The organism is bacterium, assembly GCA_024742285.1.
Classification (GTDB): domain Bacteria; phylum Myxococcota_A; class UBA9160; order UBA9160; family UBA4427; genus UBA4427.
In genome coordinates this window covers 515,508-530,440 of the sequence record JANSYR010000001.1, presented here as the reverse complement: position 1 = coordinate 530,440, position 14,933 = coordinate 515,508, and the positions used below count along the sequence as shown (strand labels likewise).

The window sequence follows — 14,933 nt, the reverse complement described above, 5'->3', positions numbered from 1 at the left end:
GTGTTTCCTTCAAGCCGACGCGCCGTCGGTCACGATCCCGTCGGCGACCAGCGCGCCGAGGGCGCGCGCGCGGTCGACGATCGGGTAGTCGTCGAGGTTGCCGAAGCTGATCATCAGCACGTAGTAGCTGCCCCGAATCAACTCGGCGAGCGTCTCGACCGGTCTGTCGGTGCGAACATCTCCCTGGTCGAGACCGATCTGGACGAGTCGTTCCATCTCGGCGACCACGCGCCGGATCTGCGCGGACTCGTCACCCCGAACGTGGGCGCTGTGGATCATCTCGGCGAGCAGCTCGCGGTTCATCGGCCCCGCGGCATCGGCGTCGTTCGCCGCCTCTCCGAAGAAGCGGAGAATCCGGTCGCGGGTCGTCGCCGGTTCGTCGCACACGCGCGCGAGCAGCTCGACCAGCGTCTCGAGTCCCCGCGCTTCGATCTCGTTCAGGACGTCGTGCTTCGACGGGAAGTGATTGAAGAAGGTCTTGTACGCGACGTCGGCGTCTTCGCAGATCTCGGCGACGGTCGTCGAGTGGTAGCCGCTCGCCTGGAAGCGCTGCTCCGCTGCCTCGAGGATCCGGGTCCGGATCTCGAGCCGGCGGCGTTCGCGGCGGGTGGAGGGCTTCGTCACGAGCGGCACGGTATCAAAAATATATCGAGAGTGTAAATATATTTCGGCGATATAGATCGGGAGCCTCCTGTGGCGATTTCACGCCTTCGACGCTTCCCTCTGGCCGGACCTGAACGTCCGAGCCCTCTCATGATCCACGACCTCATCACCATCGGTGGCGGCGCCGCCGGCTTCTTCGGCGCGATCACCCACGCCGAGCACGGCGGCGGCTCGACCCTGATCGTCGAGCGCGCGGCGCGGACCCTCGGCAAGGTCAAGATCTCCGGGGGTGGGCGCTGCAACGTCACCCACGCCTGCTTCGAGCCGCGGGAGTTCACGAAGTCCTACCCGCGCGGCGCGAAGGCGCTCCTCGGGCCGCTCCATCGCTTCGGGGCCGAGGACACGATCGAGTGGTTCCGCACGCGCGGGGTCGAGCTGTGGACCCAGGAAGACGGGCGCATGTTCCCGACGACCGACGACTCGCAGACGGTCATCGACTGCCTCGAAGAAGCAGCGGGTCGCGCCGGCGTCGAGGTTCGGACGCGAAGCGGGATCAAGTCGATCGCGCGCCGACCCGAGGGCTTCGTCCTCGAGACCGAGCGCGGCGAGACCCTCGAAGCGCGCCGGGTCCTGATCGCGACCGGCGGGACGCGTGTCGCGGCGGGAGCTCGGCTCGCGGGGCAGCTCGGTCACTCGCTCGAGCCCGCCGTCCCGTCGCTCTTTGCCTTCAAGATCGACGACCCCCGCCTCGCGGACCTGCCCGGGATCGCCGTCGTCGAGACCGAGTGTCGCGTCCAGGGGATGAAGCTCGTCACGCAGGGGCCGCTCCAGATCACGCACGTCGGTGTGAGCGGTCCGGCCATCCTCCGGTTGTCGGCGTGGGGCGCGCGGGAGCTCGCCGCGACCGGCTATCGCTTCACGCTCGAGGTGAACTGGCTGCCGGGGGTCGACGTCGCGGCGATACTGCAGGGCCAGCGCGAGCGTGCCGGTAGACAGAAGATGGAGACGCGCTCGCCCTTTCCGGAGATCCCGAAGCGCCTCTGGGTTCGTTTCCTCGACGCGTCGGGGGTCACCGACGGACAGAACTGGGCGGAGCTCACGAAGGCCCAGCGCAAGGCGCTCGTGGCGCAGCTCACGCGCGGCGCGTTCGAGGTCGCAGGGAAGAACCTGAACAAGGACGAGTTCGTGACCTGCGGCGGCGTCCGGCTCGACGAGATCGACCCGAAGACCATGGAGAGCCGCCGCTGCCCGGGTCTCTACTTCGCCGGCGAAGTCACCGACGTCGACGGGATCACCGGTGGCTTCAATTTCCAGAACGCGTGGACCGGCGGCTATCTCGCGGGCGTCGCGGCCGCGGAGGCGGGCCAGGGCGGATAGAGTCCGCGTCCATGCACACCGTCATCGGCATCGACGCCGCCACCCAGGCCAGGAACGTCGGTCTCGCCCTCGGCCGTTGGGAGCGGGGCGCCCTCGCGATCGACGAAGCGCTCACGCCCTCGAGCAACGCGCACGCGATCGACGTGGTCGCCGACTGGTGCGCGGGTCCGACGCTCGTTGCCGTCGACGCGCCGCTCGGCTGGCCGATGGCCATGGGGCGCGCGCTCGCGAATCATCGCGCGGGGGACGCGATCGAAGTCGCCGCCCACGACGTGTTCCGTCGCCTGACCGACGATCGGGTCCACGCGATCTTCGGGAAGCGCCCGCTCGACGTCGGCTCGAACCTGATCGCACGGACGGCGCACTCCGCGCTCGCGCTGCTCGCCGGGGTGCGCGAGCGGACCGGTGCGTCGATTCCGCTCGCGTGGAAGCCCAGGGAGCGTGCGCGGGTCCGGACGATCGAGGTCTATCCCGCGGTGACGCTTCGCGCGCGGGGCCTGTCCGACGTCGGGTACAAGGGAAAGGGTCACGCGGAGCAGGAACATCGCGCGGCGCTCCTCGACGCGCTGTCGGAAGAGATCGATCCCGGTCCGTCGCTCCGTGCCGCCGCGCGCGCGAGCGACCACGTGCTGGACGCGGTCCTGTGCGTGCTGGCCGGGGCCGACTTCCTGGCGGGCGAGGGCGTCCCGCCGGAGAAAGCCGATCGCGAGCGCGTCGAGCACGAAGGCTGGATCTGGGTGCGCGCGCCCGAGGACGGCTGACGAAGCCCATCAGGCCGCCTCGGTCAGCAGCTCTCGCGCGCGTCCCGGCCAGTCGACCGTCGCGCCGATCGCGCCGAGCTCGACGGCGCGGTGCAGCTCCGCCTCGGTCCGGATCCCCCAACATCGGATCCGAAGCCCGAGCGACTCGGCGAGCTCGACGATCTCCCGGGAGAGGTCCGCGGCCCGGATGCCGACCCATCGGAAGCCCGAACGTCGGGCCTCTTCGAGCCAGTAGGCGTGGACTTCGGGCAGGGTTCGGCCTTCGAGCTCGGGCCGGAACTCGCTGCTCCGCAACGCGTCGTGTGCGTCGCGGAGGAGAAACGTGATCGGCAGGTCCGGATCGAGCTTGCGGACCTCGACGAGCGGACGCTGCGAGAAGGAGGTCAGCGTGACGCGATCTCGAAGGCCGTGGCGATCGATCAGGCGCAGGACACCGAGCGGCAGCAGATCGTCCCAGCCCTTGATCTCGACGTGATAGCGGACGCGTTCTCCGAGTCGTTCGAAGATCGCGTCGAGCCGCGGGATGCCGGTCCCGGTCTCGCGCGGATCCCGCGGTGCTTCGGGGACGAGCGGCTCGAGCGTCTGCTCGACGGCCGAACGCTCGCGCCGAAGGAACCATGGAAGCAGGTCGGTCTTCTCGAGCACGCGGGCATGGTAGTGACGCACGCGGCCTTCGAGCGCCGTCTTCGCATCGAGGCGATCGTCGTGGAAGACGACGATCTCGCCGTCGCCCGAGAGACGCACGTCGAGTTCGACTTCTTCCGCGCCGAGCTCGAGGGCCGCCTCGAAGGACGCGAGCGTATTCTCCGGCGCGTGAGCGGAGGCGCCGCGGTGAGCGATGATCCGGAAATCGGGCGGCATGACGCCGCGACGCTATCACACGCGTACGGGACTCCGGTCCGGGTCGACCTCCATCAGATCCGCCGGGCGGATCGGCAGGACCTCGGTGTCGAGTCGCGGGTCGAGAGCCTCGAGCTTCGGGCCGAACTGGTCGATCGCGCTCTGCCATCGCTCTTCGTCGAGCGCGTCGATCGCCTTCGCGAAGGCCTCGCTCGAAGGTTTCGTCGACTCGGCCTCGCGGGAGAGAGAGACGACCCGACGCAGCATCGAGAGATGGACCGAGGTCGAGGCCGTATTCGACGAGGCCTCGCTGTCGATCCAGGCGATCGGGACGGGCCGGACCGATCGTCGGCACAGGAGCTCCGACCGGAGCAGGAGCTCGAGGTCGAACGCGAAGCCCCGTTCGGCGGCGGCGGCCACGATCGGGCCGACGTGCTCGGCGCGGAGGGCCTTGAAGCCACATTGGGTGTCGTCGAGATAGGCGAGCTCCGGAAGGAGCTTCTTCCACAGGTAGATGAAGAGTCGCCCCCGAGCGCTCCGTCCCGCCGGCTTGACGACCGCGGAGGTCGTCGCGCGCCGGGTACCGGCCGCGACGATCGTGCCGCGGCGGTCGAGCGCCTCGACGAGGAGGCCGAGCTGTCCCAGGTGGGTCGAGAGATCCGCGTCGGTGAAGGCGATGATCTGTTCGCCCTGTTTCGCGCTCGATCCGTGTGCGGCCTCCCAGAGGCCGAGATGGACGGCGCCGCCCTTCTGGCTCTGGCCGCTGGTCTCGAGGCCGGCCAGGAGCGCGTGCCCCGATCGGATCGCGTCGTCGAGATAGAGGACCCGGACGGGCTTGCCGGAATGGCGATCGGCCAGAATCGACTCGGCCACGCGGCCGCTGCCGAACGGACAACCGTCGTCGACCAGGAGGAGATCCCAGGTCTGATCGTTCCGTCCGGCGCACAGCCAGTCGAGCTGTCGGATCTTCCGGTCGAGAAAACCCTCGCCGAGAGTGTGCTCGCGAGGGCGCAGGATGCGTTGGTGCTCTCCGTAGAGGGGGACGACGATCGAGAGGTGCAGAGCGCCCCGGCGACGGGCGAGTCCCCACTTCGAGCGCGCCAGCTTGACGACCACACGGGCCGCGATCGGCCATCGCTCCGGCTCGCTCTCGACGACCGCCTCGAGGAGGTCCAGGTCGTGTCGGCCGTCGACCCGGGCGAGCAGTTCGTCGGAGAGCTGGAGGATCCGGTCGAGCTCCCCCTCGTTCCGGAGGTCGAGCTCGAAGGGGAGCTTGCGGAAGAGTCGAGCCGCAGTGCGTCGATCGATCCGGTTCTCGGTTCTCCAGGCGTCGAATCTCATGGCGTCCCCCTTGTGCAAGGGAGTCCATTCCAAGATCCGTGCCACGTCGTAGGAGCGTTCGGGCGTGGCGTGGGGACACCGGAACGCGTCGCCGTGTGACGGAGACCGCACGATCGTGGTCTCCGCGTGCCCAAGGATCATGCACGGCTGCCACGATCCGAACCAGAGAATCGAATGACACGCTGCGTCGAAGAAAAGGCCAGGGAAGGGCTCGAGGGTCAGTCGAGCACGATGTTGCGACGTCCGGGCGTCCGTTGGCCGGGCGCACAATCTCCCGAGGCGTCCGGATTTTCCTCGCGACGTACGTGTTCGACCCGGATCAGCTCGTCGACGGGGAATCCGAGCCCTCGGGCCTCGGACTCGAGGCGCGCGACGATCGTCGGGTCGAGATCGGGGGTTCGCCCCAGGATCCAGAGGTAGGAACGGTTCGGGCCCGCGACCATCGACCAGCAGTAGTTCCGGGTGTCGAGGGCGATCACGTTGTACCCGCCGTAGAAGGGCCCGAAGAACGAGACCTTCAGCATGCCGACGGAGGGGTCCCCGACGAAGAACGCCTTGCCGACGGCCGACCGGCGTTCGCCTTCTTCCGGATCGAAGCCCGAATTCACGACCTCGATCCCGCCGTCCTCGCGCGGGCGGTACTCGGCGGTGACCTCGGTCAGTCCGCGCTCGAAAGGATGATCGAGGCGCGCGATCTCGAACCACGTGCCCAGATACCGATCGAGCTCGAAGTCCTCGACGGCTCGGACGCCGTCGGGCGTGCCGGTGCAGCCGGCGAGCGCGAAGAGCACGCTGAGGCTCGCGACGAACGAGCGGCTCGCCAGGCGATGCGGCGGCGAGGGCGGCGTGGGTCGGCGGTCCATGGCTCGAGTCTAACGGCCTGGAAGTCGCCGAGGAGCCGACCCACCACTCGGAGCGACCGGTCGACTTCTCGGGGACTATCCTCCGCCGCGAGGAAGAATTCCCCGTGCCCGTCGAAGGACGCTCCGCGCTTGTCTCAACCGGATCTCCCCAGCCGATCGACCACGATCTCCGAAGCGAGCCGCCCTTCGCGTCGGCATGCATCGCTCGCGCTCCTCTGCGTCGTGGTGGCCGGCCTGGGTCTCGTCGGGACGCTCGGCCTCGACGAGACCCTCGCGCTGGCCGGGCGCGTCTGGGCCTGGCTCCAGCGGGCGCCGGCGCCGGTCTTCTTCGGGGTGATGGCCGTCGCCCTGATGGCCCCCGTCCCTGCCACCGTCTTCTACTTCACGGCGGGTCCGATCTACGGCGTGACCGCATCGCTCCTCTGGATCGTGCCGGTCCTGGTCGTGAACTCCCTCCTGGTCCACGCGATCGGCGACTCGTTCCTGCGGCCGCGTCTCGAGGCGATGGTCGAGGGGCGGGGCGTCCGAATCCCGCGCCTCGAGCGAGTCTCGGATCAGATGCTCTTCCTGTCGGTCATGCGGGTCACGCCCGGAATCCCCTACTTCGTGCAGAGCTGGGCCGTCGTCCTCGCCGGGATCGACCGGACGCGTTTCGTCCTCGTCTCCGTCGGCGTGCAGATGGTCTACGCGACGGGCTTCGTCGTGCTCGGGCGCTCCGCCTTCGAGGGGCAGGCCGGAGGGGTCGTCTTCGCGGTCGCCTTCCTCGCGGTCGGCGGGATGGCCGCGCGCTGGGTCCAGCTGCAGCTGCGCCTCCGTCGGGAGCGCGAGGGGCCCGAAGCGCCCTCCGCGTAGCCGGTCGACGCGCGCTCCCTACCGTTCGAACAACGGGGAACGGAAGCCGAGCAGGTGGAGATACCACCGGGCGAACGTCGCGAGCGTGAGCACGGCGTACTCGAACGAACGCTTGAGGTCGATGCTCGAGGCTTCGTCGAAGTAGCGAACGGGGACCGGCAGGTCGCCGAGCTTGAAGCCGAAGTGCACGCTCTGGACCAGGAACTGCGAGTCGAAGACGAAGTCGTCGCTGTTGCGCTCGAAGGGAACGGTCTCGAGAACCTCCCGGGTGTACGCCCGGAAGCCCGAATGCCACTCGCCCAGGTTCTGACCGGAAAGCAGGTTCTCGACGATCGTCAGGCTTCGGTTGGCGAAGTACTTGATCTTGGGCATGCCGCCGGCGAGCGCTTCGCCTCGTGTGCGGATGCGGTTGCCCAGGATCACGTCGCAGTTCCCGCTGGCGAGGATGTCGACCGCAGATCCGATCATGCGCGCATCGTATTGATAGTCGGGGTGGAGCATGACGACGAAGTCCGCCCCGCGCGCGAGTGCGTGCGCGTAGCACGTCTTCTGGTTGCCCCCGTAGCCGCGATTGCGCTCGTGCTCGATCACCTCGATTCCGAGCTCGCGAGCGATCCGGACCGTCTCGTCCTGGCTGACGTCGTCGACCAGGAGGATCTCGTCGGCGTATTCACGCGGAATGTCGGCGAGAACACGCTGGACCGTGTTCTGGGCGTTGTAGGCCGGCATGACCACGATGGTCTTTCCGTGGCGCCGGGTGTCTTTCGCCGAACTCTGTTCTTCGGAGTCGCTCATGACGTGTCGAGCTCCGAGTATACGCCGGGGTCGGTGTCCTCGGTTCCGCGGGGCGGCCGTTCGACCGGGTCGGCGCGCTAGGCCGCTTCTCGCGGTCGAACGGGCAGGGCCGTGTAGCCGCCGACGTGCAGGTTCTTCATGCGGACCAGATCGCCGGCGATCTCGATCTTCGGCAGGAGCGGCAGCAGCTCCCGGAACACCGAGCGGAGCTGGGTTCGCGCGAAGTGGGCCCCGATGCAGAAGTGGGGGCCGTAGCCACCGAAGGCCAGGTGGGGATTCGGGTTGCGGCCGATGTCGAACTCGTAGGGACGCTCGAAGACGTCCTCGTCGCGGTTCGCGGAGGGATACCAGAGGCTGACGGACTCGCCCTTGCGGATCGTCTCGCCGCCGATCTCGAAGTCGTCCACCGCGGTTCGCATGAAGTGGATCACCGGCGAGGTGAAGCGGAGGATCTCCTCGACGGCAGAGTCGATCAGCGACGGGTCGTCGACGAGGCGGGCCAGCTGGTCGGGATGCTCGAGCAGCAGATGGACGCCGCCGGTCGTCGCATGGCGGGTCGTGTCGAGCCCGGCGGCGATCAACAACATCACGTAGGCGATCAGTGCCTGCTGGGGCAGCGGCTCACCGTCCACCCGCGCCGCGAGGATGGCCGCCAGGAGATCGTCGGCGGTCGCCCCGCGCTCGCGCGCCTCGTCGATCATCTTCGCCAGGTAGCGCTGACCGGGTCCGTTCGGGTTGAAGAACACGCTCGCGGCGTCCTCGTTCTCGTCCTGAGCGCGCTCCTCGCCCGAGCTCCGAAGCGTGACTTCCCAGAGCTCGAAGAGCTCGTCCTGTTGGTCCGGCGGCACGCCGAGCATCTGGAAGATCGCCGCGGTCGGGACCTTCACCGAGAGGTCCTGGACGAGGTCGAGGGGCCTTCCTGCCTGGCCCTCGTCTTCGAGCCGGCGCGCGAAGCGGCCGACATAGTCGCTCGCGAGCGATGCGATCTCGCCGGCGAACGCGCGCATCGCCCGCGGCGTGAAGCGCTTGCTCGTGATGTTCCGGTACTTCAGATGGTGGGGCGAGTCCATGTCGTTGAACGACAGAGGCGCACCGTTCGCCAGTCCGAACTCGGCCTCGAGGGTCTCGCGGGTCGAGCGCATGTAGTTCTCGATCGGTCGCTGGAAGAGGCGCAGGCGCTGGCGATTGACGAAGATGTCGGCGCGCTTCGAGATCGTCTGGATGTCGGCGTGCTTCGTGATCGACCAGAAGGGCTCGTAGTCCTCCGGCGGCTCGTACCACATGACCGGCGCCTCCCGGCGCAGCCGATCCCATTCTTCCCAGGGATACCCTTCGGCTCCCATCCGTTCTTCGTCCGTGAGGCGCAGAGGCCCGATCGCATGATTCACCATGGGCCCGACCATATCACCGCCGCGGCGGCGCCGCGCGACGGTCGAAATCGGCCCGGTCCGGCCGATCTCGCGATCCCCGGCCGCCCCGGGCGAGGTCGCCTCGGCGCTGAAGACCAGCTGGACACCTCGGTCCAGGACGAACCGTCGACGATTCGCTCTTCATCGACGTCTTCACGCGCGAGAACCGTCGATCCGGCCCCGAGCGCGGCGAGCTCAGCGCTCCCCGCCCAGACGCTCGAAGACCGATTCCGGAGAGTCGACCTCGGCCTCGTCGTGTACGGCGTCGAGGGCTCGCTTCAGGTCCTCGACCACCGCCTCCGTGTCCTCGATTCCGCGTGCGACGAGCTCTTGCGGAACGACGCATTCGACGACCGCCCGGAGCTGATCGATGCGAATCGATCGCGGATCGAAGCCGGCGCTCTTGAGCGCGATGCGAAGGGTGCCGCGCGCTTCGAGTCGATCGAGGGACGTCGCCCGTTCGAGGCGCTCGGCGACCAGGTCGAAGCCGGTCGAGTCAGCCACGGCGGTCGGTTCCGATCTGGGAGGCGCCCGCCGATGCGTCGGCGGCTTCCCTTCGTCCCGGGAAGAACGCGAGGGAGAGCGAGCCCGCGACGACGAAGCCGAGCAGCGCCGAGGTGAGCTCGATGGCGCCGCGGCTCGTCGCCACCGCGGGGACGACCTGCTCGACGACGAGCGACGCCCAGATGCAGACGACCGCGGCGGTGCAGACGCCCCAGTAGAAGAAGCGGTTCGCCGTTTCGGGGTCGCCGAGCCCGATCTTCAGCCGCCGCTTCAACATGGCGTAGTAGCGGAAGGACTCGATCGCGGCCCAGAGGTACCCGGCGACACGGGCGAAGAGGCTGACCATGAGCCAGGTGCGCGCGGTACCCTCCGGTCGCGAGATCGATTCGCCGGGCAGGAGCGTCAGTCCGAGTCCGACGCCACCGACCGAGAGCACCGCGAGGCAGAACACGAAGAAGACGGCGGCCCATCGCTGCCCGGGGCGGAAGACGCGCCAGACGAAGTAGAAGAGCAGCGCGTACCCGACGTGATTCGCGATCGACCCGATCTGGAACACGACGTAGGCCGCGTCGGCCTCGAGAGCGGGCCAGAGCGACGGGAGGACCGACAAGCCGGTGCCGAGTGCCCCGGCGAGGACCAGCGAGCTCCCGACCAGCGATTCCGGCAGGCCCTGCGTGCGCCACGCGAGCGCGAGAATTCGGATGCCGACGATCAGGCTGACGCCGACGAACGCCACGAGACCGAATAGACCGATGACTTCCAGCATGGACGATTCCCCCGACCGCTCGATCGGCGATACGGCTGCGCAGGTGAAGGAGGAATCGGGCCGGGTTCGCGTTCCGGCGCGGGCTGGACCCTACGGCAGCTCCTCGGCGTGGGGTCGAGGGCCGTGCGCGCGAACGTTCAGCGATCCGAGGTCGCTGGAACCGCTTCCAGCCGGACCAGCTTCCAGTCCGCGAACATCCAGAGCGCCTGCATCAGGTAGTACCGCGTCCCACCCATGCGCTGCTTCATCCTCTGCGCGATGCGCTCGAGCTGCGCATCGTCGTCCACGGGCATCGCCCGCAGGCGGAGCTCCTCGCCCTCCCGGTTCAGGACCACCGCCGGGTTCGCGGCCAGGCGGTCGTACCACTGGCGGAAATGCTGGACCGACACGACCCAGAGGCCGCCCTCGTCCTCGAAGATTTCGAGTCGGCGGTCGTAGGGATCGCCGCCGTCCGCGGCGAAGGTCGTCAGGATGCCTTCGCCCGGGCCCGCTCCCATGGGCGGCTGCATGACGCCCGCCACGCCGTTCAGGGCGAGGGCGATCACGACGTAGGCGACGATGGGCAGGGCGATGCCGCTGATGGCTCTGATCAACGAAAGAGTCCTCGGACCGCTCCCGGAGAACGCCCTGGAAGCGTGGCGGGAGTGTACCGGGAGAGTACGACGTCGCGGCCGTGGAGGCCTGGGTCGACGCGATTCGCCCTGAGCCTCGACCCCGCGCAAGCGTGGGCAGCGAAGCTGCGCTGAACGCGCCGGCGGCGGATGACCGAGGCCGACTACTTGCGGCGAACCTGGACCGGCAGCGTCGCGTAGCCGTGGACGAACGAGGAAAAGATCCGCTCGGGCTCTTCCTGGACCTCGACCCGCTCGAAGCGCGGGAGTGCCTCTTCCCAGAGGACGCGCAGCTGCATCTCGGCCAGGCGGCTGCCCATGCAGAAGTGCGGCCCCCACCCGAAGGAGAGATGGCGCGCGGCGTTCGGTCGGTCCAGGTCGAGGACCTCGCCCTTCTCGAAGACGTTCTCGTCGCGGTTGCCCGAGATGTACCAGAGCAGGATCTGGTCGTCCTTCTCGATCTGCTTGCCGCCGAACTCGACGTCCTCGAGCGCCGTGCGGCGCATGTAGGAGAGCGGCGTCTGCCAGCGCACGATCTCGGGGACCATCTTCTTGACCATCCCGGGATCGGCCTGGAGCTTCGCGAATTCGTCCGGGTACTTGTCGAAGGCGTAGACGCTTCCGCTCATCGTGTTCCGGGTCGTGTCGTTCCCGCCCACGATCAGCAGCAGGAGGTTTCCGAGCTGCTCGGCCGGCGAGAGGTGCTTCGTCGACTCGCCGTTCGCGAGCATCGTCACGAGGTCGTTGCCCTCGCGACCACGTCGCTCGTCCCAGAGGCCGGTGAAGTACTGGACGCACTCCATCAGCTCGGCCCGCTTCTGTTCCTGGGTCTCGACGACGCCGCCGGGGCCCGGGATCGCGAAGACGATGTCGCTCCAGCGGGTGAGCTTGCGGCGGTCCTCGAGGGGGAAGTCGAAGAGGGTCGCGAGCATGAGCGTCGTCAGCTCGATCGAGACGGTGTCGACCCAGTCGAAGGTGGCGCCTTCCGGCAGCTCGTCGAGCAGCTGCTGGGTCCGCTCGCGGATCATCGGCTCGAGCTTCGCGAGGTTCCGGGGCGCGACCGAGGGCTGGACCGTCGCGCGCTGCTCGTCGTGCTGCTTGCCGTCCTGTGAGATGAAGGGAGACTGGCTCTGGGGGAAGCCGCCCTGCTGCTCGGTTCCGGCCTTGAAGCCGAGGCTGATGCCCGAGGCGGAGGAGAAGATCTCGGGCTGCGAGCTGATCGCCTTGATGTCGTCGTACTTCGTGATCGACCAGTAGCGGCCGGCGACTTCGAGCTCGTTGAAGTGGACCGGGTCCTCGGCGCGCAGGCGCGCGAAGTGCGACGCATAACGATCTTCACGGAAGAGGTGCGCGTTGAACGGGTTGATGTCCTCGAGGGCGAGTTCGCTGGCGTCGGGAACGTTCGCGCCCTTCTCGGCCTGCTCCATCTCGGGCGTGCGGAAGTCGGCGGCGATCGGGGGGAGGTCGTCCGTCTCGGGGGCTTCGGGCGTGGCGCTCATGGTGGATCTCCGTGGGGCAGGGCGGGGCGTTCTCGCGTCGCCGGGCGCACGAGAAGGGGTAGCGATTCTCGGTAGGCGAAACGAGAACTCGTGGTCGAGGGCGGCCCTGCGCCGTGATACCGTGCCCGGGATGCCCGAAGACGCCCGCTCTGCCGGCTCGCCCCGCCCTTCGGACGCTCCCGACGCGCCCGAGGAGTTCGATTCCCGGTATTCGAACTACGTGCTCGGCATCCTCTTCCTGGTCTACGTGATGAACTTCGTGGACCGGCAGATCCTGTCGATCCTGGTCGAGCCTATCAAGAAGTCCCTCGGCGCCACGGACACCCAGATGGGATTCCTGACGGGCTTCGCGTTCGCGATCTTCTACACCACGTTCGGGATTCCGCTCGCGCGCTGGGCGGACCACGGCGTCCGCCGTTCGATCATCGCGATCGGGCTCACGGTCTGGAGCGTGATGACCGGCCTCTGCGGTCTCGCCCAGAACTTCGTCCAGCTCGCGCTCGCGCGGATCGGCGTGGGCATCGGCGAGGCCGCCGGGAGCCCGCCGGCCCATTCGCTGATCTCGGACTTCTTCCCGCCGGAGCGTCGCGCGACGGCGTTCTCGATCTACAACTTCGGAATTCCGGTCGGGGTGATGATCGGGTACCTGACCGGCGGCTGGCTCGACGCGTTCTTCGGCTGGCGGGTCGCGTTCATGGCTGCGGCGGTGCCGGGCCTGGTTCTCGCCCTTCTGCTTCGCTTCACCGTCCGTGAGCCGCCGAGAGGGATGAGCGAGGTCGCTCCGGTCGAGGCCGAGACGCTGCCGTTCCGCGAAGTCGTTCGCACGTTGATGGAGATGAAGACGTTCGTCCTGCTCTCCGTGGGTGGAGGCTTCGCCGCCTTCGCGAGCTACGGATTCGGCTCGTGGGTGCCCGCCTTCCTCGAACGCTCCCACGGAATGCCCCGGAGCGAGATCGGGACCTGGATCGGACTCGAGAGCGGGATCGGCGGCGTGCTCGGCATGCTCGCGACGGGCATCCTCGCGGACCGCCTCGGCCGCAAGGATCCGCGCTGGTACCCGTGGATCGCGGCGATCAGCATCGTTTTCTACGTCCCGTTCAGCGCCGCGTTCCTGCTGATGGAGGACGTCGTCCCCGCGCTCCTCGTCTACTTCGTCCCGACGGCTCTCAGCTCCGTCTATCTCGCGCCGAGCCTGGCGCTGATGCATCAGCTGGTGGGGCTCCGGATGCGCGCCGTCGCGAGCGCGATCGCGATGTTCATGCTGAACCTGATCGGGATGGGGCTCGGGCCGCAGACCGTCGGGATCCTGAGCGACTGGCTGAAGCCCGAGTACGGGACTGACAGCCTCCGCTGGGGCCTCTTGATCGCGCTCGGGACGAAGTTGATCGCGATCGCGCTCTTCCTGATGGCAGCGAAGACGGCGCCGAAGGATCTGGCGGCGCGGCGAAGCGTCGAGGCGGCCGCGACCTAACGTCCCGCCTCACGCGGGGAGAAGCGAAGTGAGAGCCCTTCGAGCTTGTTCTCCATCACGAAGGGGATCCAGCGCGGCTCGGAGGCGAGCTCGATCTCGTCGCAGCGCTCCACGAAGGCGGCGAGGGCCTCCTCGACCGTCGCCCGGGCCATCGCGTGGCCCAGACAGACGTGGGCGCCGATTCCGAAAGTGAGGCTTGTCCTCTTCGAATCGCGGGTGATGTCGAACTTCTCCGGGTCCTCGAAATAGCGCGGGTCGCGGTTGGCGGAGCCGAGCGAGACCATGAGCGGGGTGCCCTTCTCGAGCTCGAGGCCGAAGTCTTCGAGGTCCGTCGACGCCTTCTGTCCGACGCCGGTGATCGCCGGCCGGTAGCGGAGGGTCTCCTCGCTCGCGCCCTTCATCCAGCGCTCGGGGGCCTCACGCAGGAGCTCGGCCTGCTCGGGGTGGCGGGCGAGCTCCATGAGCCCGCTCGCGATGATGCTCGACGTGCTTGCGCCGGAGCCGAAGATCGTCGAGAAGAGGGTGACGAGCTCTCCCTCGCTCAGCTTCTCGTTCGCCTCGCCCGCCTGGACGAGCGCCGTCAGGAAATCGTCCTTCGGATCCTTGCGCCGCCGCTCGAAGAGCATGGACGTGTGGTCCATCGAGAGCTGGATCGCGTGGTTCGCCTCTTCGCGAAGCTTCGGCGTGACGTTCGGACCGAAGCAGTCGACGATGTTCACCCGGGCCATCGGCCCCATCGAGCTCATCATCTCGTCGGGGGCGACGCCGAGGAACTCCATCATGACCCGGCGCGGGAGCGGGACCGCGTAGTCGACCCGGCCTTCCAGGGCTCCGTCGGCCAGCTTTTCGTCGAGGAGCGCGTGGGCGTGGCGGCGGATCATCGGACGCAGGTGGTCCATCTTGCGCTTGGAGAGCGCGGCGCCCGCGAGACCGCGTACGCGGCGATGGTCGTCGCCTTCCATCGTGCCGATCGCGTTCTTGCGCCACGTATGCATCGGGTCCCCGGGCTCGAAGCCCTTCCGCTCGAGCACCTCGATCCCCTCGGCGATGAAACGCGTCCCCTTCATCGTCTCGACCGCGTCGTCCCAGCGAAGCACATGGAGGAGCCCCTCGGCGTTCCGCGCGACCGGGGATCGCTCGCGCGCCTCGCCCAGATGGGGATAGGGGTTCTGCCAGTAGTCGGCGTCGTCGGTCGGGAGGATCGGGATGTCGTCGAAAGCGGAAGTGGCGGTCATGGCGGG

15 protein-coding genes are annotated in these 14,933 nt (G+C 68.3%); 4 read left to right on the top strand and 11 right to left on the bottom strand.

Going from position 1 to position 14,933, the window contains the following annotated elements; all coding sequences use genetic code 11:
* Positions 1–9: 9 nt before the first annotated feature.
* Positions 10–624 carry a TetR/AcrR family transcriptional regulator gene (locus NXI30_02360; GenBank protein ID MCR9093037.1) on the bottom strand — a complete coding sequence of 205 codons (615 nt, stop codon included), beginning with the start codon at positions 622–624 and terminating at the stop codon, positions 10–12.
* 129 nt (positions 625–753) lie between these two features.
* Here NXI30_02360 and NXI30_02355 point away from each other — a divergent pair, with 129 nt between their 5' ends.
* Entirely contained in the window at positions 754–1,980 is a 1,227-nt protein-coding gene (locus NXI30_02355) for an NAD(P)/FAD-dependent oxidoreductase (GenBank protein ID MCR9093036.1), read from the top strand.
* 11 nt (positions 1,981–1,991) lie between these two features.
* Positions 1,992–2,741: a DUF429 domain-containing protein gene (locus NXI30_02350; protein ID MCR9093035.1), complete on the top strand. Its 750-nt coding sequence runs from the start codon at positions 1,992–1,994 to the stop codon at positions 2,739–2,741.
* A gap of 9 nt (positions 2,742–2,750) precedes the next feature.
* On the opposite strand, the gene NXI30_02345 is transcribed toward NXI30_02350, so the two are convergent.
* From NXI30_02345 to NXI30_02335, 3 genes are all read right to left on the bottom strand, one after another.
* On the bottom strand, positions 2,751–3,602 hold the full coding sequence (locus tag NXI30_02345; GenBank protein MCR9093034.1) for a hypothetical protein: 852 nt from the start codon (positions 3,600–3,602) through the stop codon (positions 2,751–2,753).
* Positions 3,603–3,617: 15 nt separating this feature from the next.
* The gene (locus NXI30_02340; protein MCR9093033.1) at positions 3,618–4,922 is read right to left on the bottom strand and encodes a hypothetical protein; all 1,305 of its coding nucleotides are present in this window, start codon (positions 4,920–4,922) and stop codon (positions 3,618–3,620) included.
* Positions 4,923–5,140: 218 nt separating this feature from the next.
* Positions 5,141–5,785 (bottom strand): lipocalin family protein, encoded by a 645-nt coding sequence (locus NXI30_02335; GenBank protein ID MCR9093032.1) that lies wholly within the window; start codon positions 5,783–5,785, stop codon positions 5,141–5,143.
* 129 nt (positions 5,786–5,914) lie between these two features.
* On the opposite strand from NXI30_02335, the gene NXI30_02330 reads away from it, so the two are divergent.
* Complete coding sequence (locus NXI30_02330) at positions 5,915–6,637, top strand: hypothetical protein (GenBank protein MCR9093031.1); 723 nt, start codon at positions 5,915–5,917, stop codon at positions 6,635–6,637.
* A gap of 18 nt (positions 6,638–6,655) precedes the next feature.
* On the opposite strand, the gene NXI30_02325 is transcribed toward NXI30_02330, so the two are convergent.
* The 6 genes from NXI30_02325 to NXI30_02300 form a co-directional block, all read right to left on the bottom strand.
* A complete protein-coding gene (locus NXI30_02325) occupies positions 6,656–7,432 on the bottom strand; it encodes a glycosyltransferase family 2 protein (GenBank protein ID MCR9093030.1) in 777 nt (258 codons plus the stop codon).
* 77 nt (positions 7,433–7,509) lie between these two features.
* Positions 7,510–8,775, bottom strand: a complete 1,266-nt coding sequence (locus tag NXI30_02320; GenBank protein ID MCR9093029.1) for a cytochrome P450 — start codon at positions 8,773–8,775, stop codon at positions 7,510–7,512.
* A gap of 261 nt (positions 8,776–9,036) precedes the next feature.
* Complete coding sequence (locus tag NXI30_02315; GenBank protein ID MCR9093028.1) at positions 9,037–9,345, bottom strand: hypothetical protein; 309 nt, start codon at positions 9,343–9,345, stop codon at positions 9,037–9,039.
* The gene (locus tag NXI30_02310; protein MCR9093027.1) at positions 9,338–10,111 is read right to left on the bottom strand and encodes a hypothetical protein; all 774 of its coding nucleotides are present in this window, start codon (positions 10,109–10,111) and stop codon (positions 9,338–9,340) included. Before NXI30_02310 ends, NXI30_02315 begins: the two co-directional genes overlap by 8 nt.
* A gap of 137 nt (positions 10,112–10,248) precedes the next feature.
* Positions 10,249–10,704 (bottom strand): nitroreductase/quinone reductase family protein, encoded by a 456-nt coding sequence (locus NXI30_02305; GenBank protein MCR9093026.1) that lies wholly within the window; start codon positions 10,702–10,704, stop codon positions 10,249–10,251.
* Positions 10,705–10,886: 182 nt separating this feature from the next.
* A complete protein-coding gene (locus NXI30_02300; GenBank protein MCR9093025.1) occupies positions 10,887–12,221 on the bottom strand; it encodes a cytochrome P450 in 1,335 nt (444 codons plus the stop codon).
* Between the two features lie 130 nt (positions 12,222–12,351).
* On the opposite strand from NXI30_02300, the gene NXI30_02295 reads away from it, so the two are divergent.
* Positions 12,352–13,692 carry an MFS transporter gene (locus NXI30_02295; GenBank protein MCR9093024.1) on the top strand — a complete coding sequence of 447 codons (1,341 nt, stop codon included), beginning with the start codon at positions 12,352–12,354 and terminating at the stop codon, positions 13,690–13,692.
* On the opposite strand, the gene NXI30_02290 is transcribed toward NXI30_02295, so the two are convergent.
* Positions 13,689–14,927 carry a cytochrome P450 gene (locus NXI30_02290; protein ID MCR9093023.1) on the bottom strand — a complete coding sequence of 413 codons (1,239 nt, stop codon included), beginning with the start codon at positions 14,925–14,927 and terminating at the stop codon, positions 13,689–13,691. The genes NXI30_02295 and NXI30_02290 overlap by 4 nt on opposite strands.
* Between the last annotated feature and the right edge of the window lie 6 nt (positions 14,928–14,933).